This window comes from Allobosea sp. TND4EK4, from assembly GCF_900156025.1.
Classification (GTDB): Bacteria; Pseudomonadota; Alphaproteobacteria; order Rhizobiales; family Beijerinckiaceae; genus Allobosea.
Genome location: NZ_FTMO01000001.1, coordinates 707114 through 734046 on the forward strand (window position 1 = coordinate 707114; position 26933 = coordinate 734046).

General features: G+C 68.6%; 26 protein-coding genes and 1 riboswitch. Of the genes, 10 read left to right on the plus strand and 16 right to left on the minus strand.

Going from position 1 to position 26933, the window contains the following annotated elements:
- The first annotated feature begins 41 nt into the window (after positions 1-41).
- A riboswitch (S-adenosyl-L-homocysteine riboswitch) is annotated at positions 42-150 on the plus strand.
- Together BW981_RS03435 and BW981_RS03440 are read right to left on the minus strand one after the other, a co-directional pair.
- The gene (locus BW981_RS03435) at positions 142-1002 is read right to left on the minus strand and encodes an SDR family oxidoreductase (RefSeq protein ID WP_076436206.1); all 861 of its coding nucleotides are present in this window, start codon (positions 1000-1002) and stop codon (positions 142-144) included. It overlaps the preceding riboswitch by 9 nt.
- Complete coding sequence (locus tag BW981_RS03440; protein WP_076436208.1) at positions 986-1864, minus strand: SDR family NAD(P)-dependent oxidoreductase; 879 nt, start codon at positions 1862-1864, stop codon at positions 986-988. The genes BW981_RS03435 and BW981_RS03440 overlap by 17 nt, the downstream gene beginning before the upstream one ends.
- 98 nt (positions 1865-1962) lie before the next feature.
- Between BW981_RS03440 and BW981_RS03445 the strand changes: the two genes are divergently transcribed.
- On the plus strand, positions 1963-2748 hold the full coding sequence (locus BW981_RS03445; RefSeq protein ID WP_076436209.1) for a class I SAM-dependent methyltransferase: 786 nt from the start codon (positions 1963-1965) through the stop codon (positions 2746-2748).
- Positions 2749-2858: 110 nt separating this feature from the next.
- Here the strand turns inward: BW981_RS03445 and BW981_RS03450 are convergent, their stop codons facing one another.
- Positions 2859-4634 (minus strand): acyl-CoA dehydrogenase, encoded by a 1776-nt coding sequence (locus BW981_RS03450; protein ID WP_076436211.1) that lies wholly within the window; start codon positions 4632-4634, stop codon positions 2859-2861.
- Positions 4635-4807: 173 nt separating this feature from the next.
- Between BW981_RS03450 and BW981_RS03455 the strand changes: the two genes are divergently transcribed.
- Complete coding sequence (locus BW981_RS03455; protein WP_076436213.1) at positions 4808-5776, plus strand: L-threonylcarbamoyladenylate synthase; 969 nt, start codon at positions 4808-4810, stop codon at positions 5774-5776.
- A 69-nt stretch (positions 5777-5845) separates the two neighbouring features.
- A complete protein-coding gene (locus BW981_RS03460; protein ID WP_076436215.1) occupies positions 5846-6751 on the plus strand; it encodes a LysR family transcriptional regulator in 906 nt (301 codons plus the stop codon).
- Positions 6752-6755: 4 nt separating this feature from the next.
- Here the strand turns inward: BW981_RS03460 and BW981_RS03465 are convergent, their stop codons facing one another.
- The gene (locus BW981_RS03465; protein ID WP_076436217.1) at positions 6756-7994 is read right to left on the minus strand and encodes an MFS transporter; all 1239 of its coding nucleotides are present in this window, start codon (positions 7992-7994) and stop codon (positions 6756-6758) included.
- A gap of 294 nt (positions 7995-8288) precedes the next feature.
- Here BW981_RS03465 and BW981_RS03470 point away from each other — a divergent pair, with 294 nt between their 5' ends.
- Together BW981_RS03470 and BW981_RS03475 are read left to right on the plus strand one after the other, a co-directional pair.
- The gene (locus tag BW981_RS03470; protein ID WP_244560200.1) at positions 8289-9500 is read left to right on the plus strand and encodes a cell wall hydrolase; all 1212 of its coding nucleotides are present in this window, start codon (positions 8289-8291) and stop codon (positions 9498-9500) included.
- Between the two features lie 184 nt (positions 9501-9684).
- Positions 9685-10272, plus strand: coding sequence for a hypothetical protein (locus tag BW981_RS03475; RefSeq protein WP_210188640.1), 588 nt, complete (start codon positions 9685-9687; stop codon positions 10270-10272).
- A gap of 271 nt (positions 10273-10543) precedes the next feature.
- Here BW981_RS03475 and BW981_RS03480 read toward each other — a convergent pair whose 3' ends face one another.
- From BW981_RS03480 to BW981_RS03510, 7 genes are all read right to left on the minus strand, one after another.
- A complete protein-coding gene (locus BW981_RS03480; RefSeq protein ID WP_076436222.1) occupies positions 10544-10810 on the minus strand; it encodes a hypothetical protein in 267 nt (88 codons plus the stop codon).
- A gap of 7 nt (positions 10811-10817) precedes the next feature.
- On the minus strand, positions 10818-11087 hold the full coding sequence (gene infA / locus BW981_RS03485; RefSeq protein WP_047578165.1) for a translation initiation factor IF-1: 270 nt from the start codon (positions 11085-11087) through the stop codon (positions 10818-10820).
- An 81-nt stretch (positions 11088-11168) separates the two neighbouring features.
- Positions 11169-12650: a DEAD/DEAH box helicase gene (locus BW981_RS03490; RefSeq protein WP_076436223.1), complete on the minus strand. Its 1482-nt coding sequence runs from the start codon at positions 12648-12650 to the stop codon at positions 11169-11171.
- A gap of 174 nt (positions 12651-12824) precedes the next feature.
- Entirely contained in the window at positions 12825-13034 is a 210-nt protein-coding gene (locus BW981_RS03495; protein WP_076436225.1) for a cold-shock protein, read from the minus strand.
- A gap of 267 nt (positions 13035-13301) precedes the next feature.
- The gene (locus BW981_RS03500) at positions 13302-14012 is read right to left on the minus strand and encodes an HAD family hydrolase (protein WP_076436229.1); all 711 of its coding nucleotides are present in this window, start codon (positions 14010-14012) and stop codon (positions 13302-13304) included.
- Between the two features lie 9 nt (positions 14013-14021).
- A complete protein-coding gene (gene ppdK / locus BW981_RS03505) occupies positions 14022-16706 on the minus strand; it encodes a pyruvate, phosphate dikinase (protein WP_076436230.1) in 2685 nt (894 codons plus the stop codon).
- A 190-nt stretch (positions 16707-16896) separates the two neighbouring features.
- Positions 16897-17391, minus strand: a complete 495-nt coding sequence (locus BW981_RS03510; protein ID WP_076436232.1) for a YcgN family cysteine cluster protein — start codon at positions 17389-17391, stop codon at positions 16897-16899.
- Positions 17392-17612: 221 nt separating this feature from the next.
- Between BW981_RS03510 and BW981_RS03515 the strand changes: the two genes are divergently transcribed.
- The 3 genes from BW981_RS03515 (at position 17613) to BW981_RS03525 (ending at position 21140) form a co-directional block, all read left to right on the plus strand.
- Complete coding sequence (locus tag BW981_RS03515; RefSeq protein ID WP_076436234.1) at positions 17613-19832, plus strand: transglycosylase domain-containing protein; 2220 nt, start codon at positions 17613-17615, stop codon at positions 19830-19832.
- A gap of 112 nt (positions 19833-19944) precedes the next feature.
- Complete coding sequence (locus tag BW981_RS03520) at positions 19945-20520, plus strand: DUF1214 domain-containing protein (RefSeq protein ID WP_083712116.1); 576 nt, start codon at positions 19945-19947, stop codon at positions 20518-20520.
- Positions 20517-21140 carry a DUF1254 domain-containing protein gene (locus BW981_RS03525; RefSeq protein WP_076436235.1) on the plus strand — a complete coding sequence of 208 codons (624 nt, stop codon included), beginning with the start codon at positions 20517-20519 and terminating at the stop codon, positions 21138-21140. Before BW981_RS03520 ends, BW981_RS03525 begins: the two co-directional genes overlap by 4 nt.
- A 61-nt stretch (positions 21141-21201) precedes the next feature.
- Here the strand turns inward: BW981_RS03525 and BW981_RS03530 are convergent, their stop codons facing one another.
- Both BW981_RS03530 and BW981_RS03535 read right to left on the minus strand, forming a co-directional pair.
- A complete protein-coding gene (locus tag BW981_RS03530) occupies positions 21202-21975 on the minus strand; it encodes a hypothetical protein (RefSeq protein ID WP_139333596.1) in 774 nt (257 codons plus the stop codon).
- A 41-nt stretch (positions 21976-22016) separates the two neighbouring features.
- The gene (locus BW981_RS03535; protein ID WP_076436239.1) at positions 22017-22226 is read right to left on the minus strand and encodes a hypothetical protein; all 210 of its coding nucleotides are present in this window, start codon (positions 22224-22226) and stop codon (positions 22017-22019) included.
- A 167-nt stretch (positions 22227-22393) separates the two neighbouring features.
- Between BW981_RS03535 and BW981_RS03540 the strand changes: the two genes are divergently transcribed.
- On the plus strand, positions 22394-23524 hold the full coding sequence (locus BW981_RS03540) for a DUF2336 domain-containing protein (RefSeq protein WP_076436240.1): 1131 nt from the start codon (positions 22394-22396) through the stop codon (positions 23522-23524).
- A gap of 7 nt (positions 23525-23531) precedes the next feature.
- Here the strand turns inward: BW981_RS03540 and BW981_RS03545 are convergent, their stop codons facing one another.
- Genes BW981_RS03545 through BW981_RS03555 form a run of 3 tightly spaced genes read right to left on the minus strand, consistent with a single transcriptional unit; the run spans position 23532 to position 26327 of the window.
- Positions 23532-23867 carry a DUF1491 family protein gene (locus BW981_RS03545; RefSeq protein WP_076436242.1) on the minus strand — a complete coding sequence of 112 codons (336 nt, stop codon included), beginning with the start codon at positions 23865-23867 and terminating at the stop codon, positions 23532-23534.
- 15 nt (positions 23868-23882) lie between these two features.
- Positions 23883-24491 (minus strand): hypothetical protein, encoded by a 609-nt coding sequence (locus BW981_RS03550; RefSeq protein WP_076436244.1) that lies wholly within the window; start codon positions 24489-24491, stop codon positions 23883-23885.
- A 15-nt stretch (positions 24492-24506) separates the two neighbouring features.
- Entirely contained in the window at positions 24507-26327 is a 1821-nt protein-coding gene (locus BW981_RS03555) for a sensor histidine kinase (RefSeq protein ID WP_076436245.1), read from the minus strand.
- Between the two features lie 319 nt (positions 26328-26646).
- Here BW981_RS03555 and BW981_RS03560 point away from each other — a divergent pair, with 319 nt between their 5' ends.
- Complete coding sequence (locus BW981_RS03560; RefSeq protein WP_076436247.1) at positions 26647-26916, plus strand: hypothetical protein; 270 nt, start codon at positions 26647-26649, stop codon at positions 26914-26916.
- The last annotated feature ends 17 nt before the right edge of the window (positions 26917-26933 follow it).

Here is a 26933-nt window from a genome sequence, read left to right on the forward strand (position 1 = left end):
ACGATGTCAAACGGAGACGTTTGAAGTGGCTCGCTCCCCGTCATTGCGAGGAGCGAAGCGACGAAGCAATCCCGCAGGGGCAGATTCTACCTGACCTGGATTGCTTCGCCACGCTCGCAACGACGGCTCAGGCGACGGCGCTCAAACCCCGCCCTTCACGCCCTGCGGCGGCTTGGAATCGGCGGGTACGAAGAAGTCCGGCATCAGCGGCACCGACGGGTCGACCCGGTAGGGGGTGAAATCCGTCACGCCCTCCCCGGCCATGAAGCTGTCGTCGATCAGGAAGTTGCCGGAGAATTCGCGCGAAGGCTTGCAGAAGATCATATGCGCCGCGTCGGCGAGGATCTCGGGGGTCCGGCTCGCCTGCACCATCTTGTCGCCGCCGAGCAGGTTCTGGACGGCCGCCGTGGCGATGGTCGTGCGCGGCCAGAGCGCGTTGACGGCAATGCCCTTGGATGCCAGCTCGCCGGCCAGGCCCAGCACGCACAGGCTCATCCCGTATTTGGCGATGGAGTAGGCCAGATGCGGCGCGAACCACTGCGTCTTCATGTCGAGCGGCGGCGAGAGCATCAGGATATGCGGATTTTGCGCCTTCTCCAGATGCGGAATGGCGTATTTCGAGACCATGAAGGTGCCTCGGGTGTTGATCTGATGCATCAGATCGAAGCGCTTCATGTCGGTGGTCTGCGTATTGCTGAGCTGGATCGCGCTGGCGTTGTTCACGACAATGTCGATGCCGCCGAAGGTCTCGGCGGTCTTGGCGATCGCCTCGGCGACGCTCTGTTCGTCGCGAACATCGACCATCAGCGGCAGGCATTTGCCGCCCGCGGCTTCGATCTCGGCGGCGGAGGTGTAGATCGTGCCGGGGAGCTTGGGATGCGGCTCGGCCGTCTTGGCCGCGATGGTGACGTTGGCGCCGTCCCTGGCGGCGCGGAGCGCGATGGCGAGGCCGATGCCGCGCGAGCCGCCGGTGATGAAGAGCGTCTTACCCTTGAGCGACATCGCCGCCTCCCTTTCTTTCGTTGATGATGTAGCGGCCGGGCTGCGAGCCGTCCCGGTCGGTGAAGCCGTAGAGCCGCGCCAGATCGGCCACATGCAGCACCTGGCCTGCATGGCGCGCGACCTCCGGATCGGCCGCGAGCGCAGCGACGGCGCGGCCCGCATAAAGCGGGGTTTCGGTGGTGTCGGCCGCAAGACCGGCATCGCGCACCCGCTCAGTGAGGACGTGGCCGGGCGAGAGGCCGAGCGCGGTGACGCCGAAGGGAGCGAGTTCCTGCGCCATCGCGAAGCTCAGCCGGTTCGTCGCCGCCTTGGCGAGATCGTAGAACACGTCGCCGAGATATCCGGCGGCCGTGTCGAAGCTGATGGTCACGATCAGCCCGGCGCGCATCTGCACCATGGCCGGCGCGACGGCCCGGGCCAGCAGCAACTGCGCATAGACGCCGGCCTCCAGGCTCTGGCCGAGCCGCGCCGCCGGGCGGCGCCAGAAGGGCGTGCCATAGGCCGATCCGTCCGGATAGCGCTCCCCGTCATAGCCCTCATTCCCGCCCCAGACCGCATCGACCACGCAATCGAGCCGGCCGAAGCGCCGCAGCGCCCAGGAGACGAGCCCGTCGACCTCGCGCTCGCTGGTGTGGTCGCAGCGATAGGGATGGCCTTTGCCGCCGGCCGCCTCGACCTCACGGGCCGCATCCTCGAAGGTTTCGGGCCGCTGGTCGGTATGCGGTCCCGCCTCGCTGGAGCGGCCGGTGACGATCACGGTCGCTCCCGCATCCCCCAAAGCTCTGGCGACGCCGCGTCCGACGCCACGCGAGGCGCCGGCGACGAGGCAGATGCGGTTGGCAAGCGGGAGGGCGGGCGTCATCGGGGCGCCGTCCCGAACGGGTCGGCTGGCAACGGGCCGTCTAGCCAATGCTGGCTCGCCTCTTTATACCGCCCCTCCCCTCGAACAGGAGCAGTTCCATGGACAGCACCGCCGCCGCCTGCTGGGAGGGCAATGCCGAAACCTGGACGCGGCATGCGCGCGCCGGCTACGACCTCTATCGCGACGCCCTCAACACGCCGGTGTTCTTTGCGAACCTTCCGCCGATCTCGGGCCTGCGCGGCCTCGACATCGGCTGCGGCGAGGGCGGCAATACCCGCAAGCTCGCCGAGTCCGGCGCGAAGATGACCGCCGTCGACATCGCGCCGACCTTCATCCGCCATGCCTGCGAGGCAGAGGTCGAGAAGCCACTCGGCATCATCTACCGGCAAGGGGACGGTGCGGCGCTTCCCTTCCCCGATGAGAGCTTCGACTTCGCCACGGCCTTCATGTCGCTGATGGACATGCCGCATCAGGACCGGGCGCTGGCGGAAGCCGCGCGGGTGCTGAAGCCGGGCGGCTTCCTGCAATTCTCGATCCTGCATCCCTGCTTCGCGCCGCCCTACCGCAAGGTGCTGCGCGAGGAGGACGGCACGATCCGCGCCATCGAGGTCGGCCGCTATTTCGACGGCGTCGACGGGGAGATCGAAACCTGGCGCTTCGGCGCAGCCCCGGCCGAGGTCAAGGCCAGCGCCCAGCCCTTCCGCGTGCCGCGCTTCCACCGCACGCTGAGCGAATGGGTGGCGCTGATCGTCGCGGCGGGTCTTAGCATCGAGCATATGGGCGAGCCGCGCGTCGATGCGGCGACGGCCGAGGCGCAGCCTTATCTCGCGGACACTCATATCGCGCCCCTGTTCCTGCATATCCGGGCGCGCAAACCGGGTTGAAGGCTTCGCCCTGTCGTCATCGCGAGTGTCAGCGAGGCAATCCAGGAGGACGCAGAGTCCGGCTGCCCCTGGATTGCCTCGTCGCCTTGCTTCTCGCAATGACGGGTCGTTCACGCCGCGAAGACCGCAGCCGCGTCGGCGATGGCGCCGGAGCCCTCCGTCACCGCCAGCTCAAGGGCCGGCGCCTCGGTGGCGACACATTCTGCAAAAAAGCGGGCCGTGGCGAGATCGGCCGCGCTGTCCGGCTCGGAGCGCGTCGCGAGCGCCTTCTTCGCCAGTCCGGTGCCGCCCTGCGCCAGCCCGAACAGCTTGAGGTAGGGCGTGGCGCCGGCCAGCGCATCGACCTGGCTGGAGCCCAGCGTCGCCAGCATCCAGTCGGTGGCACGTTCCAGCGCATCGACCGCGGCGCCGAGCCGCTTGGCGCCATGGCCGAAGCCCGGCGTGTTGGCGCGCTCGACCTGCGTGACGACATCGCGCATCTCGGCGATCAAAGCCTTGACCGCCTCGCCGCCGGAAAGCGGCAGCTTGCGGGTGACGAGGTCGATCGCCTGAATGCCATTGGTGCCTTCGTAGATCGCGGCGATCCGGGCATCGCGCAGATGCTGGGCGGCGCCAGTCTCCTCGACGAAACCCATGCCGCCATGGACCTGTATGCCGGTGGAGGCGACATCGATGCCGATATCGGTGGCGTAGGCCTTGGCGACGGGGATCAGGATGGCGGCGCGCTCGGCGGCGGCCTTGCGCTTGCCCTCGTCGGTCTCGCGGTGCGAGCGGTCGAGTTCGGCGGCGACACGGTAGCAGATCGCGCGCGCGGCTTGCGTCTTGGCGCGCATGTCCATCAGCATGCGGCGCACATCGGGATGGACGATGATCGGGCTCATCGGAGCGCCTTTCGGCGCGTCCAGCGCCGCGCCCTGCTTGCGCTCGCGGGCGAAATCAAGCGCCTGCTGATAGGCGCGCTCGGCAATCGCGACGCCCTGCAGCGCAACATTGAGGCGGGCATTGTTCATCATCGTGAACATGCAGGCGAGACCGCGATTCTCCTCGCCGATCAGCCAGCCGATGGCCCCGCCCTTGTCGCCGAAGGCCATGGAGCATGTCGGCGAGGCGTGGATGCCGAGCTTGTGCTCCAGCCCCGAGCAGCGCAGGTCGTTATGCTCGCCCAGCGAGCCGTCTGCGTTCACCAGATATTTCGGCACGAGGAAGAGCGAGATGCCGCGCGTGCCGGGAGGCGCATCGGGCAGGCGCGCCAGCACGAGGTGGACGATGTTCTCCGTCAGGTCGTGCTCGCCATAGGTGATGAAGATCTTCTGGCCGGTGATGCGGTAGGTGCCGTCCGGCTGGCGCTCGGCCCTGGAGCGCAGCGCGTTGAGGTCCGAGCCCGCCTGCGGCTCGGTAAGGTTCATCGTGCCCATCCATTCGCCGGAGACGAGCTTGGTGAGATAGGTTTCCTTCAGATGGTCCGAACCATGGGCATACAGCGCCTCGATCGCACCGACCGTCAGCAGGGGGCCGAGCGCGAAGGCGAAGGCCGCCGAGTTCCACATCTCGATGCAGGCCGATTGCAGCAGGGTTGGCAGCCCTTGGCCGCCATAGGCCTCGGGCGCCGGCAAGGCATTCCAGCCCGCCTCGGCCCAGGCCTTGTAGGCTTCCTTCCAGCCCGGCGGGGTGGTGACGGCGCCGTTCTGAAGCTTCGAGCCATGCGCATCGCCGACGCGGTTCAGCGGCGCGATCACGTCCGTCGCGAATTTCGAGGCTTCGTCGAGAACGGCCTCCGCGATGCCGCCCTCCAGTTCCGGGGCCAGACCCTCGGCGATCAGCGCGTCGAGGCCGGCGACATGGCGCATCGTCGCCAGCATCTCGGAAACCGGAGCGTGATAGTTCATGATCGTCTCCCTACCGCCCGCGCGTCCCGAAGGGCGATGCGAGCCGGATTTTGCCGTTGCCGCGATGGTAGCGAGGAACTATCCCCACTGCCATGCGCATCGATGGCGACCTTTCGTCGTGGGGCCGTCTCCCAGCGTTAGTTTATATGTAAACAATAGCGGGTCAATCGCGCGTGAACCTATCCCGCCAGACGAAGCGGCTGATCGCCGACCCGGCCGGCATTGCCGAGGCTGCGTCGCTTCTGCGTGCGGGCGGCCTCGTCGGGCTCCCGACGGAGACCGTCTACGGGCTGGCCGCCGATGCGACCTCGGGGACCGCGGTCGCGGGCATCTATGCCGCCAAGGAGCGCCCGAGCTTCAACCCTCTGATCTCGCATCTGCCCGATCTCGCCTCCGCGTGCCGGCAGGGCCTGTTCGATGCGGACGCGCTGGCGCTGGCGCAGGCCTTCTGGCCCGGCCCGCTGACGCTTGTCGTGCCGGCGGCGCCCGATTGCACGGTCAGCGATCTCGCGCGTGCCGGGCTGCCCTCTGTCGCGCTGCGGGTGCCGGCCCATCCCGCCGCTCGGGCCGTGTTGGCGGCGGCCGGACGGCCGATCGCGGCACCCTCCGCCAACCGCTCCGGCCGGATCAGTGCGACCAGCGCGGCGCATGTGCTCTCCGATCTCGATGGGCGTATCGATGCGGTGCTCGACGCCGGCCCGACCGAGGTCGGGGTGGAGTCGACGATCGTCGCCTGTCTCGACGCCGGCCCGACCCTGCTGCGGCCGGGAGGCATCCCGCGCGAGGCGATCGAGGCTGTCATCGGCCGGCCGCTCGCGAACGCCGGCGAGGCCGGGCATGCGCCGATTTCGCCTGGCCTGCTCGCCTCCCATTACGCGCCTGCGGCCAAGGTGAGGCTCGAGGCGGAGGCGCCCCGGGAGGGCGAGGCCTGGCTCGGCTTCGGGCCGGAGCACGACACCTATCCCCTCTCGCTCAATCTGAGCCCGACCGGCGATCTGCGCGAAGCGGCGAGCCATCTCTTCGGCCATCTGCGCCAGCTCGACACGGCCGGATGGGCCACGATCGCGGTCGCCCGCATCCCCGAGGAGGGGCTGGGCGAGGCGATCAACGACAGGCTGAGACGGGCGGCGGCGCCTCGCTAGCTTTCCAGCCGTCCAACTTGCATCGGCGCAAGATTTCAGATTGCGTGCGCGCGGAAGGACGCCGCGCTCATGAATGCAAAACTCGCCTGGGACGATTTCCGGCTGATCAAGGCGATCGCCGACCATGACGGGCTGACAGGAGCTGCCGCCGCGCTCTCGGTCAATCATTCCACCGTCTTTCGCCGACTCGGGCAGATCGAGGAGATCATCGGCATGCCGCTCTTCGAGCGGCGCAAGACCGGCTATGTCGCCACCGTCGCCGGTGCCGAGATGGCGGCGCTCGCCGGCCGCATGGATGAGGACGTCACTGCCTTCTCCCGCCGGCTCGCGGGCCGCGACATCGCGCCGGCCGGGGAAATCCGGATCACCACCACCGACACGCTGCATCTCAACGTGCTGATGCCGATCTTCTCGGCCTTTCGCCGCCAGCATCCGGCGATCCGGCTCGACGTGGTCATCGGCAACCAGCCGCTCAATCTCTCCAAGCGCGATGCCGACATCGCCATCCGCGCCAGCGACTCGCCCGGCGAAACGCTGGTCGGCCGGCGCGTGGCGACGCTGGCCTGGGCCATCTACGGGCGCGCCGATGACGGGCTCGACGAGTCGGAAACGGCGGACCCGGCGGCGCTCTACCGGCGCGACTGGGTGGCGCTCGGCGACCAGCTCTCGCATGTGAAGGCGGCGCGCTTCGTGCGCGAGCATGTCGCTCCGGAGCGGATCGCACTCAAGAGCTCGGCGGTGCTCGGACTGACCGAGGCCGTGGAACAGGGGCTCGGCATCGGGCCCCTGCCCTGCTTCATCGCCGACCAGCGGCCGGGGCTTGCGCGGCTCTCGCCGCCGAACCCCGATTTCGCGACGGGCCTGTGGGTCCTGACCCATCCCGACATCCGCCATGTCCCGCGCGTGCGCGCCTTCATGGACTTCTGCGGCAGCGAACTGGCGCGGCTGAGGCCGCTGTTCGAGGGGACGGATTAGCCGATCAGGCCGGCTGCGCCTCCGGCCTGTCCACCGGGCGTTCCACGATCGGCAGGTTGATCAGCGCGGAGGCGACGCCCAATGCCACGGAGAGCCACCAGACGAGCTGGTAGTTGCCCGTCGCCTCGTAGAAGATGCCGCCAAGCCAGACGCCGAGAAAACCGCCGACCTGATGCGAGAAGAAGGCGAAGCCGTAGAGCATCGCCATGTATTTCGTGCCGAACATCAGCATCACCAGCGAGGAGGTCGGCGGCACGGTCGAGAGCCAGAACAGCCCGATGACGACGCCGAAGGTGATCGCTGTCAGCGGGCTCGGCGGCAGCAGGATGAAGGCTGCGATCGCAACGGCACGGCCGAGATAGATCCAGGCCAGCAGATGGCGCTTTGGCATGCGGGTCGATAGCCAGCCCGAGGACAGCGAGCCGACCGCATTGGCGAGGCCGATCACCGCGAGCGTCCAGCCGCCGACCCAGGCCGGCAGCCCGGCGTCCTTGAGGTAAGCCGGCATGTGCACAGTGATGAAGGCGAGCTGGAAGCCGCAAGTGAAGAAGCCGAGCACCAGCAGGACATAGGAGCGATGGCGCAGCGCCTCGCCGAGGGCCTGCCTGATCGTCTGGTTCGGCAAGCTGGCGGTGGCGGCGGCCGCCGCACCGGTCTTGCGCGTCGCCAGCATGATCGAGATCGGCAGGATCGGCAGCAGAGTCACCGCGAAGACCACCAGCGCCTGCTGCCAGCCCAGCGTATCGATCAGGATGTTGCCGATCGGCGGAAAGAGAAACTGGCCGAAGGAGCCGGCCGCCGTGCCGGCGCCGAAAGCCATCGGCCGCCATTGATCGGGCAGAAGCTTGCCGAAGGCGGCGAGCACGAGGTTGAAGGAGCAGGCGGAGAGGCCGAAGCCGATCAGCACGCCCGCGCCGAGATGAAGCTGCAGCGGCGTCGTCGCATAGGCCATGACGACGAGGCCCGCGGCATAGAGCACCGCGCCGACGCAGAGCACGCGGGTGGTGCCGAATCGGTCCGCGATGGCACCGGCGAAGGGCGCACCGAGCCCCCAGAGCAGGTTCTGGATGGCAAGCGCCAGCCCGAAGATGTCGCGCCCCCAATTGAACTGGAGGGTCATCGGGATCTGGAACAGGCCAGCGCTGGCCCGCGGCCCGAAGCTGATCAGCGCGACAAGGCAACCGGCCGCGACGATGATCTCCGGGGCATAGCCGCGCGCCGGACGAGCTGGGGTGGCCGACATGGAATCGCTCCGGAACTGTGTGGCTACACGATAGCCGCCCGCAGATGGGCCAGCCAGTGCGTTTTTGTGAAGCCTGGCATCACGCGCAGCGATGGCAGCGGGGGCTGTTAACCGCCGCTCAACCTTACCGTGAAGATAACAGAGAGCGAAAGGCGTCGCTCCGCGAGTCGGCCTTTCGTTCCGTGTCGCCGGGACGGGTTCGTCGCTTTGAGTCATTTGCGTCTTCATAGACACAGGCGTGGCAAGTCGCGGCTCGGGCTGCGGTGGGCCGCCGTGACAACGGCGCCCTGGGTCTTGTCCGCCGGTCTGCTGGTTTCCTTCACGGCCTCGGCCGGCCAGAACTTCGGCCCCAATGGCCTGCCCTCCAGCCAGATTGGCCGCGTCGCGCCCGGACAGGCGTCCGAACTCGCCGAGGGGCCGTCGATGCTGGTGGCGGCCAGCGCCTTCCGGCTGCCAGGCCTCGCGCTCAGCTCGGCGATCATCCGCACGCGCCTCTCGTTCGAGGATCCGGAGCGACGCATCGTCGTCGATCCGCGCCAGCCGCGCGAGGATCTGAAGCGCGCGGCCGGCGGCTTTCCGCAGGTGAACCGCACGGCCAAGGGCGACATGCTGCCGAGCCTGAGGCCTGGCCTGTCGGGGCATCCTTCCGTCGAGCTTGAACAGGTCGTTTTCGGCGACACGCAGCCGAAGCTGATCTCCGGCGGCTTCCTGTCCGACATCGCTCGCAACGGCGAGGTCGATGGCCCGCCGACCGGCTTCGAGCCCTACGCGATCGACGAGGGCCTCACCGATCCGGCGCTGTCCGATTCCTCCCCCGTCTCATTGAAGCCGAAGATCATCTCGGCGCGGCAGGCAGAGCTGCATCTGGAGAGCATCGACGGCTCCTCGCCTCTGGTACCGGCTGCGGTCCAGCGAAACTCGTCCACGCCCAGCTCGCGCATCGCGATGGCCGAGACGACGCCTGCCGCCTTCTCCGGCCATGTCGCCCGCCCCGGCGAGGGCCGGATCGCCCCGATGTCGGCGCCTGCCTCGCGCGATCTACGCCTGGCGCTGCCGGGCGAGCGGCAGATCTATACCGGGCTGATCGCGCCGCAGGACATGGCGCGCGAGCAGCGCTGCCTCGCCGAAGCGGTCTATTTCGAAGCCCGCTCGGAATCGGCCGAGGGCCAGGCGGCCGTCGCGCAGGTCGTGCTGAACCGGGCCAAGAGCGGGCTCTATCCGAGCAGCATCTGCGGCGTCGTCTACCAGAACTCGAACCGCTACCTCTCCTGCCAGTTCACCTTCACCTGCGAGGGCAAGTCGCTGCGCATCACCGAGCCGGCACCCTGGCGCGACGCCGTCCGCATCGCGCGCGAGGTCTATGAGGGCACGACCTATCTTGCCGAAGTCGGCGCGTCGACGCATTACCACGCGCGCTATGTCCGGCCGGGCTGGGCGAAGCGGCTGAAGAAGATGGATACGATCGGCCAGCACGTCTTCTATCAGCTCAAGCCCGGGCAGACCTGATCGCTCGAATGCGAGCGATTTCGTTGACGAGGCGGCCATCTGGGTAAAGCGGGCACCCCGGCGCCATTTGGTTAATTTTACCTTGTTTTAGCGTTTACCTTGCGTTCATCACTTCAAACCGGCTTTCTGACCCCAACGACACGGCGCGCGGCGCCTGGCACGACAGGGTCAAGGCTTGGACATGATGGGTTCGCGTTCTTCGCGGCTGTTGGCCGCCTCGATCTTCACGACGGCGATGCTCGCAGGAATGGGCGCGGCCCAGGCGGGCGGCTGCCGCGGCTCCGCCTGCTATAATCTCGTCACGTCGCCGCCGGTCTATGGCAGCATCGACGAGACCGTGCAGGTCCGTCCGGGCCGCACACAGCATCGCGTCGTGCCCGCCGAATACGAGACCGTGACCGACACGGTCATGATCGCTCCCGAGCGCCGCATTCCGCATTACCGTTCGCCGGTCTACGAGACCGTCACGGAGAAGGTGATGATCTCCGGCCCCGGCCGCCGCTGGGATGTCAGTCGCGATGCCTATGGCAACATGGTCGGCTGCTGGGTCGAGGTGCCGGCGCAATACGGCTACCGCAGCCGCCGCGTCGAGGTGTCGCCGGCGAGCGTCGATTATCAGACGGTCCCGGCCGTCTACACGCAGCGCCAGCGCAAGGTGATGGTGCGTCCGACCGAGGTCGTGCGGGAAGAGATCCCGGCCGTCTACGAGACGCGTCAGCGCCAGGTGCTGGTCAGCCCCGGTGCGCAATACTGGTCCCGCGCCCGCTATTGAGCGGTTTTACAGATCGATCATCGTGACCCGGCCCGTTCGGGCGCACGATGACCCAGGAGTTTCGATGTAGACCCTATACCCACGGAAAAGACCACTTCGCCCCGGCCTCGCGCCGGGGTTTTTTCTTGGGTGGAGGTATGCAGATTCTGCTGACGACCGGACAGCATTCTCGGGCGCAGCGACGCGAAGACCCGAGAACCTCGGGACGTGAAGGCAGCGGCGCCTCGTTCGGAAAGAGATGCTCGGGCCAAGCCCGAGCATGACGCGCTCGTCAGAGGTAGCGCTCGCCGAGCAGGAAGACGCAGACGCCGATGACGAAGGCGAGAAAACGGCCGGGCATGCCAACCAGCGTGCCGGGCGCGCGGCCGGCGGCGTAACCGGCCGCCAGTTCCGCAAGGCCGAGGCCGAGCAGCACGATCACGAACGGTGGAAACGCGCCGTCGCGCGCGACGAGGCCGGATTTCGCGGCCCAGGCCACGGCTGCGCCCAGCATGGCGCCGAGCGCGATGAAGAGCAGTTCGCTGCGCGTCAGCCGCATCGCCTGATCAGCGACGACGGAAGTTCTGGCGCGGCGGACCGCCCGGCGCGGGACCCGCCGTCTTCTGGCGGAAATTGATGCGGCCACGATCGAGATCGTAGGGCGACATCTCGACGATGACGCGGTCACCCGCGATGGTGCGGATGCGGTTCTTCTTCATCTTGCCGGCGGCATAAGCCAGAATGACATGGTCGTTGTCGAGCTTGACCCGGTAATTGCCGTCCGGCAGCACTTCGACCACCGTCCCGTCGAATTCAAGCAGTTCTTCTTTCGCCATCTGTCGTCCTTCGTGAGCCCTGGTGCGCTGAGGGCGAGCCGCTTCCAAGGAAGCACGCCCGCCCATTAAGCCGTTCGCGCGTCAGCGCGCGCGCCGCCGGGCGCCGTTGGTGCTTGGTTGCTGTGTTCTTTGCTGCAAGAACGCGACGCCGCCAAGTCCTTCTTTCGCGGAAGGCCCGTCTTTTCGCGGCTGGTGCTCGCCGCGCGGAGCCCGCTCCGGCTGGCGCGGCCGCGGCGCGTGCTCCTGCCGCTCGGGCTGGCTGCTGCGCTGGCCGCCCTGCTCCGGCCTGGCGCCCTGGCGCGGCTGGCCGCCCTGGGGACGGGCCGATTGCTGGCCCTGCGGCCGGCCTTGCCCACGCCCGCCACCGTTCTGCTGCTGGCTGCGGCCGCCGCCACGCTGGTTCTGAGGCGGCTTCTTCGGCGTGCGGCCATCCCAATACGGAACTTCACCGATGGGAGTCGGCGAGATGCCCGTCAGCTTCTCGATCGCCGCGAGATCGCCCCGCTCTTCCGGCGTGCAGAAGGCGATGGCGATGCCGGTCGCACCCGCGCGGGCCGTGCGGCCGATGCGATGGACATAGCTTTCCGGCACGTTCGGCAGGTCGTAGTTCACGACATGGCTGATACCGTCGACATCGATGCCGCGGGCGGCGATGTCGGTGGCGACGAGGATCCGCAACGAGCCGTCGCGGAAGGCACCGAGGGCGCGCTCGCGCTGGCCCTGGCTCTTGTTGCCATGGATCGCCGCCGCGTCGATGCCTGCCTGCTCAAGCTGGCGCACGACCTTGTCGGCGCCGTGCTTGGTGCGGGTGAAGACGATGGCGCGCTCGAGTTCCGGCACGTTGAGCGTCCGGTTCAGCAGCGATGGCTTGTTGCCGGGCTCGGTGAAGATGACGCGCTGTTCGATCTTCTCGGCCGTGGTGGCGACGGGCGTCACCGCAACCTCGACCGGGCTGGTCAGATAGGCGGAAGCGATATCGCGGATCGGCTTCGGCATGGTCGCCGAGAAGAGCAGCGTCTGGCGCTCCTTCGGGATCAGGGTCGAAATCCGGCGCAGCGCGTGGATGAAGCCGAGATCGAGCATCTGGTCGGCCTCGTCGAGGACGAGGAACTCGATCTCGCGCAGCGAGACGGCGCGCTGGTCGACGAGGTCGAGCAGGCGGCCCGGCGTCGCGACGAGGATGTCGATCTTGTCGCCGAGCGCGCGGATCTGCTTGCCGACGGGCACGCCGCCGAAGATCACCGTCGATTTCAGCGTGGTGAACTGGGCATAGGCGCGGACAGAGGCCTCGATCTGGGCGGCCAGCTCACGCGTCGGCGACAGCACCAGCACGCGCACGGCACGCGGCGATGGCCGCTTCGGCGTGGCGAGCAGCTTGTGCAGCATCGGGAGGGTGAAGGCGGCTGTCTTGCCGGTTCCGGTCTGGGCGGCGCCGAGCAGGTCGCGGCCCTGAAGAATGTGGGGGATCGCCTGGGCCTGGATCGGCGTGGGCGTTTCATAACCTTCGGCCGCGAGCGCCTTGAGAAGGGGCTCGGCGAGACCGAGATCGGTAAATTTGGTCAAGAAAGATCTTTCCGGACGCCGTGATGCAAGGGGCGCATGTGGGATTCGGCTGCGCCGCAGCCTCGCATTCGGCCTGATATCGAAATTCGGACCCGCCGGCGAACCGCTAGCCACAGCGCCGGAGGGCTTGTCGTCAAAGGGGAGCGGCTATGAGCGCCGCTCCGGCCGGTCGCCTCAGGCGATGGCGAGGTTGCCGGCCGAGGTCTTGCCGGTCTTGCGGTCGGCGATCATCTCGAAGGAGACGACCTGGCCTTCCTGCAGCTCGCGCAGGCCGGCGCGCTCGACGGCGCTGATGTGGACGAACACGTCCTGGCCGCCGTTCTCAGGGGTGATGAAGCCGTAGCCCTTGGTGGAATTGAACCACTTCACAGTGCCCTTGTTCATAGGGGGTATTCCTTACGTTTCAGATCCGCGTGGCGATGAAGACATGACGCGACGCGCGGACGCCTCGCCATGGCCTTGTAGCGATGTGTGGTGGATCTGATTCGTGACCGCGCCGGCTTAGAACCGACACGGTAGGAGTGGCCAGAACCCGGCCGCATCTCGTCTTACGCTTCCCCCTATAGCGCAAAATCACGCCGCGGTCCAGTGCGCGCCCGTTTCCACCGGCGCGAGGAAAAAGGGCGGTGTCCATCGACCGGCGGCGAAAGCTCAGTCCTCGCCGCGCAGGCCGTCGAGCAGCACCGGGAGCGACCCAAGATCCGGCAGGCGCCGGTAGCGCGCCGCATTGGCCGGCTCCTCCGCATGCTCGACCACCCAGGTGAGCTCGTGCGGAATATGGACCGCCCAGGACCCGGCCTCCAGGGCCGGCAGGATGTCGGATTTCAGGGAGTTGCCGACCATCATCGCGCGCTCAGCGCCGTCTCCATGCCGATCGAAAATCCGCCGGTAGGTATGGGCCAGCTTGTCGCTGACGATCTCGACCGCGTCGAACAGCTCGCCAAGACCTGACTGGGCGAGCTTGCGCTCCTGATCGAAGAGATCGCCCTTGGTGATGAGGACGAGGCGGTAATCGCCCGACAGCGCGTTCAGCGTCTCACGGACCCGGGGCAGCGTCTCGACCGGATGCGCCGCCATCTCGCGCCCCGCCGCCAGGATCTCGCCGATCACCGAGGCAGGCACCTGCCCGCGCGTGATCTCGATAGCGGTCTCGATCATCGAGAGGACGAAGCCCTTGATGCCGAAGCCGTAGAAGCCGAGGTTGCGCTTCTCGGCCTCCAGCAGGCGCCCGGAAATCTCGGCGGCCTCGCCATGCGCGCCGAGCAGCGCGACAAAGCGCTCCTCGGTCAAGCGGAAGAACTGCTCGTTCTGCCAGAGCGTGTCGTCGGCATCAAAGCCGATGGTGGTCAGCTTCGACGACATGCGGGCTGCTCAGCCATCCTTTGGCTTGATCGCGCCCAAAGCCGCCTGCGCCGCAGCCAGCCGTGCGATCGGCACGCGGAAGGGCGAGCAGGAGACATAGTCGAGGCCGACGCTCTCGCAGAAGCCGATCGAGGCCGGGTCGCCGCCATGCTCGCCGCAAATGCCGAGCTTGATGCCGGGCCGCGTCTTGCGGCCGCGCTCGGCGGCGAGCCTCACGAGTTCGCCGACGCCATCCTGGTCGATAGTGACGAAGGGATCGGCATCCAGCAGGCCCTTGGCGGTGTAGGAGCCGAGGAACGAAGAGGCATCGTCGCGGCTGATGCCGAGCGCGGTCTGGGTCAGGTCGTTGGTGCCGAAGGAGAAGAACTCGGCGCTCTCGGCAATATCTGCGGCCCGCAAAGCGGCGCGTGGCAGCTCGATCATCGTGCCGACCTGATAGCCGATCGTCGTACCGCTTTCCTCCATCACCGCCTTGGCCATGGCATCGATGCGCGCCTTGACAAGGTCGAGCTCCGGCTTGCCCATGACCAGCGGAACCATGACCTCCGGGATGACAGGCTGGCCGGTCTCCCTGGCCGCGATCACCGCCGCCTCGAAGATGGCCCTTGCCTGCATCTCGGCGATCTCGGGGAAAGCAACGGCGAGACGGCAGCCGCGGAAGCCGAGCATCGGGTTGAATTCATGCAGCTCGGCGGCGCGATGCTTCAGCGCGTCGGGCGTGACGCCGAGCGCGCCCGCAACCTCGGCGATCTCCTTCTCGCCATGCGGCAGGAACTCGTGCAGCGGCGGATCGAGCAGGCGGATCGTCACCGGCAGGCCGCTCATGATGGTGAAGAGCTGGACGAAGTCCTGGCGCTGCATCGGCAAGAGCTTGGCGAGCGCGTCCCGCCTTCCCTTGTCGTCCTGGGCGAGGATCATCTCGCGCATCGACTGGATGCGGCTCTCGTCGAAGAACATGTGCTCGGTCCGGCAAAGGCCGATGCCCTCGGCGCCGAATTCGCGCGCGGTCCTCGCATCCTCCGGCGTCTCGGCATTGGCGCGAACCTTGAGGCGGCGAACCTTGTCGGCCCAGCCCATCAGCGTCGCGAACTCGCCGGAGAGCTCCGGCTTCTGCATCTTGACCTCACCGAGCAGCACCTGGCCGGTGCCGCCGTCGATGGTCACGACATCGCCGGCCTTGAGCGTCGTGCTGCCAACAGTGAGCGTGGCCTTGGCGTAGTCGACGCGGATCTGTCCGGCGCCGGAAACGCAGGGCTTGCCCATGCCGCGCGCAACGACCGCCGCATGCGAGGTCATGCCGCCGCGCGTGGTCAGGATGCCCTCGGCGGCATGCATGCCGTGGATGTCCTCGGGGCTCGTCTCGACGCGCACGAGGATGACCTTGCGGTTGGCTTTCCTGGCCGCCTCGGCATCGTCCGAATTGAAGACGATCTCGCCGGCGGCGGCGCCGGGCGAGGCCGGCAGGCCGGTGGTCAGCACGCGGCGCTCGGCCTTGGGGTCGATCATCGGGTGCAGCAGCTGGTCGAGCGCCGAGGGCTCGACGCGGCCGACGGCCTCCTCCTGCGTGATCAGCCCCTCGCTGGCGAGGTCGACCGCGATCCTGAGCGCGGCCTTGGCGGTGCGCTTGCCGGAACGGGTCTGCAGCATCCAGAGCTTGCCCTCCTGGATGGTGAACTCCATGTCCTGCATGTCGCGGTAGTGCTTCTCGAGGATGCCGTAGATGCGGCAGAGCTCCGCATAGGCTTCCGGCATCGCCGTCTCCATCGAGGGCTTGTCGGAGCCGGCCTCCTGCTTCGCCTTCTCGGTGATGTCCTGCGGGGTGCGGATGCCGGCGACGACGTCCTCGCCCTGGGCGTTGATCAGGAACTCGCCATAAAGGGCGTTTTCGCCGGTCGAGGGATTGCGCGTGAAGGCCACGCCCGTGGCCGAGGTATCGCCCATATTGCCGAACACCATCGACTGGACGTTGACGGCCGTCCCCCAGCTCGCGGGGATGCTGTTGAGCTCGCGGTATTTGATGGCGCGGGCGTTCATCCAGGACGAGAAGACGGCGCCGACGGCGCCCCAGAGCTGGGCTTCGGGATCCTGCGGGAAGTCGGAGCCGAGCTGCTTCTTCACGATCTCCTTGTACTTGCCGACCAGCACCTTCCAGTCATCGGCCTTGAGATCGGTGTCGAGATGGAGACCCTTGCGCTCCTTGTAATCCTCCAGCGCCTCCTCGAAGCCGCCGTGGTCGAGATCGAGCACGACGTTGGAATACATGGTGATGAAGCGGCGATAGCTGTCCCAGGCGAAGCGCTCGTCGCCCGATGCCTTGGCGACAGCCTCGACCGTCTCGTCGTTGAGGCCGAGATTGAGGACGGTGTCCATCATGCCCGGCATCGAGGCGCGAGCGCCGGAGCGGACCGAGACGAGAAGCGGATTGGCCGGATCACCAAAGGTCTTGCCGGTCAGCTTCGCCATGCCGGCGAGCGCGGCCTTGACCTGCGCGTCGAGCTCGGCCGGGAATTGCTTGCCGTGGTCGTAGTAATAGGTGCAGACCTCGGTGGTGATGGTGAAGCCGGGCGGGACGGGCAGGCCAAGATTGCTCATCTCGGCTAGGTTCGCGCCCTTGCCGCCGAGCAGGTTCTTCATCCCCGCCTCACCCTCGGCCTTGCCATCTCCGAAGGTGTAGACCCACTTCCCACCAGCCATCACTTCAACCTCAGATTTTGCAACCGGACGCAGCAACGCCGCGCGATTGCGAAAGTTTCGTGTGCGAGCCGTCGGTGCCGGCTTCTTGGACGAGCGGGCGCCAGCGGCGGGACCCGGCGGTCATGCCCAAAAGCGGCTGAACAATCAATGAGCGGGCGCACCGACTTTCGTGCAGCGCACAAACGCCGGATTACTTTGCCGGGCCTCGCGCGCCGCGCGGCCAACGCAGGGGCCAGGCGACGATACGCTCCGGCACCTCTTCATCCGGCAGTTCGTCCTCATTGGCATGGACGCGCCCGCGGACGGAGATGCCAGCTTGAACCACAGTCTCAGGATCGCCGGAGACCAGCGGATGCCACCAGGGCAGGTCCTTCCCTTCGGCCACGAGCCGATAGGCGCAAGTCGGCGGGAGCCAGGGCAAGGTGCGGACCTCATGGGGCGTGAGCGTCACGCAATCGGGCACGATGGTCGAGCGGTTGGGATAGTCGCGGCAGCGGCAGGTGCCGGCGTCGAACAGGCGGCAGCCGATATCGGTCGCGTAGAGGCGGCCGGAATCCTCGTCCTGCAGCTTCACGAGGCAGCAGCGGCCGCAGCCGTCGCAGAGGGACTCCCATTGCTCGCGGTCCATCGCTTCCAGCGCGGTGGTGCGCCAGAACGGCTGATCTGCTGCAGGCTTGCGGGTCATGGGCGCCTTATGCGCCGGCTCGCGCCGCGAGGGAAGAGCGCGTGTCGGGCCGTTCCAGAGTGGCACAGAGCGGCGGGCCTCGATTCTGCTGAGCGAAAACAATTCTTCGCACCCTGCCCTACCCCGGGACGGGGGAGCATGATTATGTGACCGGTCGGAAGATCGCCACGGGGCGGCGGCGGCAGGCGGCATCGAGGCTCGGACGGGACGCTGGAAGCGCGATGGAGTTCAGGAAGGCTGGCTGGAGGACGCGGCTGAAGCGCGCAGCGCTCGCGGCGGACTCATGGCTCGATGCCAGCCTGTGGGGCGCGGCCCGCCGCGCCGGAGAGTTCTACGAGCGGTTGCGCAGCCAGACCGACCGGCTGACCGTGACAGGCGGCAAGCGCCTCGCGGCCGAGTTCGCCAGCGAGGGGCTGAATATCGGCATCGTCGGCGCGCTCTTCGTGCTGATGCTGGCGCTCCCGGCCTTCCGGATCGGCAATGAGGAGGCGCTGAAGAGCCAGGTGCTCGCCGTGACCTTCCTCGACCGCTACGGCAACCCGATCGGCCACCGCGGGGCGCGCCACGACGATTCGCTGAAGCTCGAGGAGATGCCCGATCATCTCCTCAAGGCCGTTCTGGCGACCGAAGACCGGCGCTTCTACGACCATTTCGGGATCGACGTGATCGGCACCTTCCGCGCGCTTTCCGTCAATGCGCGAGCTTCTGGCGTGGTCCAGGGCGGCTCGTCGCTGACCCAGCAACTCGCCAAGAACCTGTTCCTGACGAATGAGCGCTCGCTCGACCGCAAGATCAAGGAGGCGTTTCTGGCGCTCTGGCTGGAGTACCGGCTGAGCAAGAACGAGATCCTGAAGCTCTATCTCGACCGCGCCTATATGGGCGGCGGCACCTTCGGCGTGGCGGCCGCGGCCGAGTACTATTTCGGCAAGTCGGTGAAGGACGTCTCCCTGGCCGAGGCGGCGATGCTTGCCGGCCTGTTCAAGGCGCCGACCAAATACGCGCCGCATGTCAACCTTCCGGCGGCGCGCGCGCGGGCCATCGACGTCCTGAACGCGATGGTCGATGCCGGCTTCATGACGGCCGGCCAGGTCGACAGCGCCAAGCGCAACCCGGCGACGCCTGTCGACCGGAAGCGCGATTCCAGCCCGGACTACTACCTGGATTGGGCCTTCGACCAGGTGAAGGAGCTGGCCGAGGAGGGCAAGCTCGGCCCCGACCGCGTGCTGACCGTCAAGACGCCGCATGACGGCGCGATCCAGCAGCGCGCCGACGAGGTGGTGGAGCAGGTGCTGCGCCAGCATGGGCCCGCCTACCGCGTGAAGCAGGCGGCCACGGTGGTGATGGACCCAGACGGGGCGGTTCGCGCCATCGTCGGCGGACGCGACTACGGCGCCAGCCAGTTCAACCGCGCCACCGCCAGCCAGCGCCAGCCGGGCTCGTCCTTCAAGCCCTATGTCTATGCCGCGGCGCTCTCGGCAGGGCTCTACCGCCCGAACACGATCGTGACCGACCGCCCGGTCTGCATCGGCAACTGGTGCCCGAACAATTACGGCCGCTCCTATGCCGGCTCGATGCCGCTCTATGTCGCGCTGGCGAAGTCGATCAATACGATCCCGGTGCAGATGTCGATCGCGATCGGCCGGGCCGCCGGCGAGACGCACGAGGCGCGTGCCGCGCTGCTCGGCCGCAAGAAGATCATCGCCACGGCCCGCGCCATGGGGTTGACCACGCCGCTGACCGACACCGTCTCGCTGCCGATCGGAGCAGCCGAGGTGACGGTGATCGACCAGGCGGCCGGCTACGGCGTCTTCGCCAATGGCGGAAAGCGCGCGAAGCCCTATGCGGCGATCGACATCCTGAATTCGCAGGGCGAGCTGATCTACAATCATGGCCGCGACGAGCCCGAGCCGCAGCAGGTGCTGAGCACGCAGGTCGTGCAGGACATGAACTTCATGCTGTCCAAGGTGCCGACGGAAGGGACCGGCCGGCGAGCGGCGCTGGACGGCATCGTCGGCGCGGGCAAGAGCGGCACCACCAACGGCTACAAGGACGCCTGGTATGTCGGTTACACCGGCAATCTCGTGCAGGCGGTCTGGTTCGGCAACGACGACTCGGCGGAGACCGCCAACCTGACCGGCGGCTCGCTGCCGGCGCAAACCTTCAAGGAGATCATGCAGTTCGCGCATCAGGGGCTGGAGCTGAAGCCGATCCCGGGCGTTTCGGCGGACCCGAAAGCCGCGACGGTCGCCAAGGCGGGTGCGGGAACCCCGGACCCGCTTGGCGGCGGCGCGGCCGGCGCCGGCCGCATGCCGCGGCAATCTTTCGAGGTTCTGTCGTCCGTGGGCTCGCTGTTCAAGTCGGTCGAGCCTTCGCGGTCGGCGACGCGGCCGATCCAGGTCGGCATCCGCGATATCGCGGGCGGCGAGACGCGGCTGCGTTAGCCGGGCGCTCATCCAGGAGGCCAGGCCAGCATCGGCGCCGCCGCAGTTGACGGCATCAGGCGGCACGGTTCAACTCCCCGAGGCAGCAAAGCAGGCGGCGCGGAAGGCAAGCGTGCGGATACTCGATCTCGCCTATATCCTCGGCCTTGGTGCGGGGCTCGGCCTCGCCTCGGCGCATTGGGCCGTCTCGGCCCGGCCAGCCATCGGCAAGGTCGAGGTCGGCTCCTGGGCGGCCTGGCCCGGCAGCGGCAACCGCGACATCGATCCTTACATGCGCGCCTTCCTCTCGCGGGGCGTGCATCTGCCGCTCGGCGCGGGCGAGGGTCTGGAGCTGATCGCGCAGCGCAGCGACGGTGGCGAGCCGCTCGATGCGCGCTGCCGATACAGGATTTCCGGCGCGACGCCCCCCACGCGCGGCTGGACGCTCGGCGCCACGGACGCGAGCGGCGCGTCCTTTTCGCCGGTGCTCGCCCGCGCTGGCTTTTCGGACGCCGAGCTCGTGCGGGGCGAGGACGGCGCGATATCGATCGTCGCGGCCGCGTCTCCGCAGGCGGGCAATTGGCTGCCGCTTCCGCTGCATGGACGTTTCCAGCTCCGCCTGCGGCTCTACGACACGCCGATCTCCAGCCAGACCGGTGAGACGCAGGCCGCCAACCTGCCGCGCATCACCCGCGTCGATTGCCGATGAGCGCCGCCGATCCTTCGGCGCAGCCGGTCACGGCTGCGCCCGGCCGCCGGCACGGCCGATTGCGGGCCGGCGCAGCGCGGCTCGCGATGACGACGCTCGCCGGGCTGCTCCTGGCCGGCATCGTCCATATCGCGACCGTGCTCCTGATCCCGACGCTGTCGCAGCACGATGCTGCCCATGCCTATGGCGCACTCGGCGCGGCGGGCCGGGCGGAGCTGGTGACCGTCGACGGCGGCACCGCGCCGGCAGTGCTGGAAGCGGAGCGGCAGGCTGTCACGGCCGTCTGCGCCTACGATCTCGCCGGCGGCCCGCTGCGGGTCATGGCGCGCACCGGCACGCTTCCGCTCGGCATCACGCTGCACCGGCGCACCGGCGGCGTGCTCTATGCGATCACGGATCGCGCCGCGATCCGCGGCGTGCTGGAATTCATCGTCCTGACGGAAGCCCAACATGACGAGCGCGTCGCCGATGACGAGGAAGGCGAGACCAGCCGCGAGCTGCGGGTGATCTCGGACAGCGAACGGGGGTTGGTGGTGATCCGCGTGCTCGCCAAGCAGGCCTCCGACAGGCCGGACGCCGAGGCGCTGGCGGCCGGCGTCCAGTGCGGGCCGGCAAGCTGAACACTTGCTTCCGGGCTGGGCTGCGTTTCGCGACGGAGACCGGCTTCGCCCTGGGGCCGCTTCAGCCCTTATAGACCGCCGGGCGCCGGGCACCGTCGCCCTGCCCTTGCCCGCCCTCGCCATAGAAGGTGCCGTTGAGCGGCATCTTGCAGAGCGGGCCGGCCTCGGCTTCCAGGGCCATAAGGCTGCGCTCGGCGCGGATCGCATCTCGCGACGGCATCTCCACGACAAGGTTGGCCAGCGCATAGCGATAGCTGCGGATGCGGAAATCGAGCCGCTCGCAGACCCACAGGATCAGCCCCTCGTTCTCGATCACGCGCGCCAAGGCGGGGTCCCGCTTTTCGGGCGCGATCTCCGCCGAGGCGTCGGCGGTGCGCATGCGGACGCGGTCCATGGTCACGACGCGCATGGCGTTGGCGCGGAACGGCCCGATCAGCTGCCGATCGGCATTGCTGTCCTCCGCCATCCGGTTGTAGCGCGAATCCTGCGAGGCGAAGGAGCCCGAGGTCAGGCCACGGAAATAGTCGGAGCGGTCGCCCGACTGCATCGGCACGGGCAGGATACGGGTGTGGATGAGGTTCGACAGCTCGCTCTGGAAGACGCTTTGGGGGCTCGCCGGCATGATGAAGCGCCAGGCCCGGTCGCGAAGCTGCTGCTCATCGTCGGTGAAGCGGAAATAGGAGGCGGCCTCGCCACGACCCGCGGCGGCGACGAAACCTGCCTGGGGAAGGACGATCTGCGACCAGATCGTCGGCTTCGGTCGGCCCAGATCGCCATCGGTCGCATTGCAGGCGCCGAGCAGCAGCGCGAGGAGCAGCGCCGAGGCTGGAGGCACACGCCGCGGCCGGCGAGGCGCCGGTGCGGCGCTGCAGGAGATCACGCGGGCTGCCTTGCCTTTCGGCCGCCGCGCAGACCGGAAGCAGCGGGGCGGCGCGCAGGCCGCGCGGCCTTTTCGCGCGGCAGCGGCTCGGCGGCACGCTCGTAGCGAACACCGGTGAAGAACAGGATTTGTGCCCCGTCGGGCGGCAAGGCGCCGGCCTCGGGCCGTGTGCGCCGCAACGGCGCGAGAGGGATGACGTCGGCCATGAAGCGCCTCCTTGTCCAGCGCCGTGGATCGTCGGGAGCACGAAGCGACAGGCTTTCGCAGGCGACTCGCTGCTCTGGGACCATGAGGCCTCGACATGGTTAACGCGGTCTTAAAACCTCGGGGATAAGCTGGTGAGAATCAGCCGAATCCGCGTTTCGAGACCTGCATGCCAACGCCGACCGCCAAGGAACTCGCCGATCTCGCCCGCCGCGCAGACGGAGGCGGGCTGGATCTCAGCCAGGTCTCGCTGCGCGTGACGGCCGATCTGTTGATGTCGGCGCCCCGGCCGCGCCGCGAGGATCTGGCCGCCTTCGCCGACATGGCTGTCGCCATGATTCCAGCGATCGACGAGGGCACCGCCGTTATCCTGGCGCGCAAGCTCGCTGCCTGGCCCCATACCACGCCGATGGTGCTGGAGGCGTTGCGGGCCCGCGGCGGGCCGGTCGCCGTCGCCTTGCTGGCTCATGGCGCCCCGCTCGACACCGCCGAGATCGAACGGCTTGCCGAGGCGGGGCCGGCCGAAGCCGCTCTCGCGCTCGCCAGACGCCGCGACCTGACGGCGACCGCCAGCACGCTCCTGATCGAGCGCGATATCGAGGCGATCGATCTGGCGATCCTCGGCAATCCCGACGCACCGCTCCCCCGCGTGGCCTCCGACCTGCTGATCGCCCGGGCACGGCAACGTCCCGTCTACCGGCCTGCCCTTCTGGCGCGACGCGATCTGTCCAATCTCGAGCTGGCACCGCTCTTCGTGCACGCCGATCCGGAGCGCCGACAGGCCATCGTCGATTCCCTCGCGGCCCAGGAGGCGCTTCATCCCGCGGAGCGGCGCATGCCGATCGGTGCCGGCGCCTTCGGCGAATGGCTCGCTCTGGCAGCTGAGGACCGCGGCGCGGCATTTTCCATGATCGCGGACGCCATCGGCGGAGGCCATGCGCTCGCCGCTGCCATGCTGGAGGATTCAAGCCGCGAGGTCGCGTCGCTCGCCCTGATCGGCGCCGGGCTGCGGGCGGAGGACGCGACCCGCTTCCTGATCCGGCTGGGCGACGAGGCCGCGCATTCGGTCGAGCGCGTCTTCGCGCTGGTCTCGCTGATGCGCAGCATCCACCCGGCAGTCGCCCGAAGGCTGGTCCTGTCGATCGCCGGCGAAGCACCGGCTCCGGCCCGCCGACGCGGCCAGCATCAGCCGGCGATGGATCCGAGCGGAACGCCCGGCCGTGGCGGCAGCCGCGGCGAGAGCCAGCCCGCCATGTCGGAGGTTATCGGCAAGATCGTCCCGGCGCGCGAGCGCCGCTAAAGCGCCGTCAGCTTTCCACGCGTTCGATCCGGGGATCGCCGGCCCGGTTCTCGATCTCGACCAGCCAGAGATCGCTATCGAAGCGACGCTCCCGCTCCACCCTGTCCTCGATCGAGACCGGATCGGCGTCGACCAAGAGCTGGAAGCGGCGCTGGCCATCTTCCTGCGCCAGGCTCTGCGGAGCCGGACCATAGAGCGCCGCCGTGCCATCGAGGCGGTCGAGCTTGACGAAAATGGCGCCGGCCTCGGCCGCGCCGCGACGACGGAGCACCGCCACCAAGCCGTCGAGCGCAGCCTGACGCAGCCAGGCCGAGACCCAGAACTCGCTGGTGAGGCGCGCCATGCGGCCGGGTGCCCCTCAGTTCGTCGTGCCGCGGCGCGGGGCCGACTGGCGAGACCCGACCTCGGCCGGCGGGCGCATGTCGCCGCCATTGATCAGATCCGCGATCGGGTCCCGCACCGGGGCGGGCCGCTGGACGGCGGGTGCCGCTGCGGGGGCAGGCGTGCGTGCGACGGCCGAAACCGCGGCCGGTGGACGCGGCGCGCTCTCGCGCTGCGCCGGGGCCTGCGAGAGATCGCTGGGGCGGGTCGGCGGCAGCGCAGGCAGGGTGTTCGAGGCGGGCAGGCTCTGGCTGGGCAAGGCCTGGAGCGGGGCAGCCGGCGCCTCGGGAGCAGCCTCGCTGCGGCGGACCGGCTGGGTGGCGCGCGGCGCCTCCCCCGCGGGCGCATAGGTCACCATGGGATGCGGATGCCGCGCCTTCTGGAACATCAGCGCATTGGTCACGATCGCTGCCGAGGCGAGGCCGAAGGCGAGGAAGATCAGGGCTCGGCCGGGACGCTGCGCGGCCGAGCGCAGAACCCGCGCGATCCACGGCGTCGACTTGCGCCGGACCGGCTGCTGCGAACGCCGGACCGGAGCGGACAGGGAAGCGCCGTTGCGGGCGCGGGCGGCCATGGTGGCGGACATCGGTTCAGCTCGTCTTCAGGCGGTCAAACGGAGAGGTGCTTTGGACTCGAGGCCGCGGCGCGGCGCGCGGGCGAAGGTGACGATGCGGGCGGCCGGCTCGGCCTCGGTCGTCGATACGGCGGCGTGGAGCGGAAGACGCACGCAAACGCGGGTGCCGGCCCCCGGCGCGCTTTCGATGGTGAGCTGCCCGCCATGCAGGCCGACGAGCCCACGCACGACGGAGAGTCCGAGCCCGGTGCCCTCATGGGCGCGGTCATAGGAGCCGCGCGCCTGAAAGAAGGGGTCGCCGAGGCGCGGCAGATCGCCGGCCGCGATGCCGATGCCGGTGTCCGAGACGGACAGGTCGATGGCGTCGCCATCGCGCAGCACGGCGAGCACCACCCGGCCGCCCGGCGGCGTGAACTTGATGGCGTTGGAGAGCAGGTTGAGCACCACCTGCTTCAGCGCCCGCCTGTCCGCCTCGATCGGCGGCAGGGCGGTTCCGACGACCTTCTCCAGCGCGACGGAGCCCTGCTCGGCGCGAAGCGCCATCAGGGCGCAGCATTCGCGGACCATGCCGCCGAGATCGACCGGCTCACGCTCGATCTCCATCGCGCCGCTCTCGATCTTCGAGATGTCGAGCAAGGTGTTGACCACCTCGAGCAAGTGATGCCCGGAGGCGTGGATGATGCCGGCATATTCGGCGCGCTTGGCGGCATCGAGCCGGCCGGCCTCTTCGCCGCTCAGCATTTCCGAGAAGCCGATGATGGCGTTGAGCGGGGTGCGCAGCTCGTGGCTGACCGTGGCAAGGAACTGGTTCTTGACGTCGTTCGCCTTCAGCGCCTCGGCATGGCCGAGCGCATGCTCCTCCTCGCGGGCGCGCCGCTCCGTCACATCCCGCATGACGCAGACGACGGTCGCCTGCGACTGTCCCTGCAATCCCGCATCGGCAACATGATAGGCCTGCATCTCGAGCCACAGCGCGACCGGATGGCGGTGCGCGCCCGGCGCTCCCAGCGGCACGAACAGCGTGCGGAAGCAGGCGGTCGCGCCTCCGGGGTTGCGGGCTGCGTCGCTGAGCGCCTTGAGGAAGAGCGGCCGGTCGGCAATGTGCACCCGCTCGAACAGCCCGCGGCCGAGCAGATCCTGCGGTTCCGCACCGGCAAGCGTGCGCGCCGCCGCGTTGGCGAAGACCACTCCCCCGCCGGCATCGTGCCAGGTCACGAGGTCGCCGACATGGTCGAGCAGGATCCGGTTGCGCGGATCGAAGGCGGGCTGCGCGGTCGTCGCCTGGCCGCGCCAGGCCACGACGAGCGCCGTCGCGGCGAGCGTCTGAGCCAGCACGGCGGCCACCAGCAGGGGCATCGCCTCGCGGCCCAGCGGAGCCGCACGCAGGAAGCCGGCCTGATCGGCGACGACCAAACCCAGGAAGGCGGTGAGCGCCGCGATACCGGCGCGATACACCAATCTGCGCGAACCGAAGCCGGCCGCCTCGACCGGGACCAGCGCGAGCGCGCCGAGAAGCGGCGACATGGCGCCGCCGGTGACGGCGGCAAGCGCGACGACGAACAGGGAGAGGGCGGCTGCCGAGACCAGATGAGCGATGTCGAGCCGCGCCGTGCGGGAGAGCAGGACAACCGAGAGCAGCAGCAGCGCCGCCGACACGATCATCGCCAGGTCGACAAGCCCGGGACTGCCGCGCCAGGCGAGATAGGCCGGCGTCAGCGCCAGCGCCCCGCCGCCGACGAGCAGCCGCGACAGGATGAAGCGCTGATGGCGCCCGCTCTCGCGGGCATCGCCCCGCACCGAGCCATGCACCAACGCCGCCGCCTGTGTTCCGAGTTCGGAGATAGCCATACCCAACGCAACGCCTGAACTTTCGGGCTGTGCCCCGCTTTCCGGATTTGGCCAGCGGGGTTTTAAGCCCGGCTTAAGGCAGCCGGGGCGGGAGATCCCCGATCTCGCATCACGACAAATTTAAGCGATGTTTTGCAGAGACTTGCGCCTATCCTGCCATCGCGGCGAGTCCCGGCGAATGTTCGCGGCAGGGTGAACGGAAGCTGAAGACGCCGCCTCGCATTCGTGTCGAGTTTGAGCAATCCGGAACACGCGATTTTTCCGGGTTTGCGCCTAGATGGCCCCAGGCGGTTACGGAAGCCCGCCGCTGGAGACAGCCATGGCCCATCTCATGCGCAAGGTCGCGATCATCGGCTTCATCGCCATGAACTCGCCCCTTCTCGCAGGCAAGTCGGACGAGGCGCCTGTGACGGCGCCCGCTGTCCATCAGGCCGCGGCCGCAAGCGCCCACATGGTGCGGGCGGGCAATGGCGGGCTCACGGCGGCGCGCGAGGCCGCACAGATCCTCGCGGCGCTCGATCCGGCGATCCGCGAGCGCGTTCTCGGTGCAGCAACCACTTTCGGAACCGGCACGGCAAGCCATCGCTGAGGCAGCCTGCCGCGACC

Excerpts from the sequence above, each read along its gene's own strand:
- BW981_RS03460 (WP_076436215.1), top strand. The coding sequence starts at position 5,846 with ATGAATGCAAAACTCGCCTGGGACGATTTCCGGCTGATCAAGGCGATC.
- BW981_RS03555 (WP_076436245.1), bottom strand. The coding sequence starts at position 26,327 with ATGGCTATCTCCGAACTCGGAACACAGGCGGCGGCGTTGGTGCATGGC.
- BW981_RS03545 (WP_076436242.1), bottom strand. The coding sequence starts at position 23,867 with ATGGCGCGCCTCACCAGCGAGTTCTGGGTCTCGGCCTGGCTGCGTCAG.
- infA (WP_047578165.1), bottom strand. The coding sequence starts at position 11,087 with ATGGCGAAAGAAGAACTGCTTGAATTCGACGGGACGGTGGTCGAAGTG.
- ppdK (WP_076436230.1), bottom strand. The coding sequence starts at position 16,706 with ATGGCTGGTGGGAAGTGGGTCTACACCTTCGGAGATGGCAAGGCCGAG.
- BW981_RS03560 (WP_076436247.1), top strand. The coding sequence starts at position 26,647 with ATGGCCCATCTCATGCGCAAGGTCGCGATCATCGGCTTCATCGCCATG.
- BW981_RS03500 (WP_076436229.1), bottom strand. The coding sequence starts at position 14,012 with ATGTCGTCGAAGCTGACCACCATCGGCTTTGATGCCGACGACACGCTC.
- BW981_RS03475 (WP_210188640.1), top strand. The coding sequence starts at position 9,685 with ATGGGTTCGCGTTCTTCGCGGCTGTTGGCCGCCTCGATCTTCACGACG.
- BW981_RS03535 (WP_076436239.1), bottom strand. The coding sequence starts at position 22,226 with ATGGCCGACGTCATCCCTCTCGCGCCGTTGCGGCGCACACGGCCCGAG.
- BW981_RS03540 (WP_076436240.1), top strand. The coding sequence starts at position 22,394 with ATGCCAACGCCGACCGCCAAGGAACTCGCCGATCTCGCCCGCCGCGCA.
- BW981_RS03435 (WP_076436206.1), bottom strand. The coding sequence starts at position 1,002 with ATGTCGCTCAAGGGTAAGACGCTCTTCATCACCGGCGGCTCGCGCGGC.
- BW981_RS03465 (WP_076436217.1), bottom strand. The coding sequence starts at position 7,994 with ATGTCGGCCACCCCAGCTCGTCCGGCGCGCGGCTATGCCCCGGAGATC.
- BW981_RS03480 (WP_076436222.1), bottom strand. The coding sequence starts at position 10,810 with ATGCGGCTGACGCGCAGCGAACTGCTCTTCATCGCGCTCGGCGCCATG.
- BW981_RS03550 (WP_076436244.1), bottom strand. The coding sequence starts at position 24,491 with ATGTCCGCCACCATGGCCGCCCGCGCCCGCAACGGCGCTTCCCTGTCC.
- BW981_RS03440 (WP_076436208.1), bottom strand. The coding sequence starts at position 1,864 with ATGACGCCCGCCCTCCCGCTTGCCAACCGCATCTGCCTCGTCGCCGGC.
- BW981_RS03450 (WP_076436211.1), bottom strand. The coding sequence starts at position 4,634 with ATGAACTATCACGCTCCGGTTTCCGAGATGCTGGCGACGATGCGCCAT.
- BW981_RS03515 (WP_076436234.1), top strand. The coding sequence starts at position 17,613 with ATGGAGTTCAGGAAGGCTGGCTGGAGGACGCGGCTGAAGCGCGCAGCG.
- BW981_RS03510 (WP_076436232.1), bottom strand. The coding sequence starts at position 17,391 with ATGACCCGCAAGCCTGCAGCAGATCAGCCGTTCTGGCGCACCACCGCG.
- BW981_RS03445 (WP_076436209.1), top strand. The coding sequence starts at position 1,963 with ATGGACAGCACCGCCGCCGCCTGCTGGGAGGGCAATGCCGAAACCTGG.
- BW981_RS03525 (WP_076436235.1), top strand. The coding sequence starts at position 20,517 with ATGAGCGCCGCCGATCCTTCGGCGCAGCCGGTCACGGCTGCGCCCGGC.
- BW981_RS03495 (WP_076436225.1), bottom strand. The coding sequence starts at position 13,034 with ATGAACAAGGGCACTGTGAAGTGGTTCAATTCCACCAAGGGCTACGGC.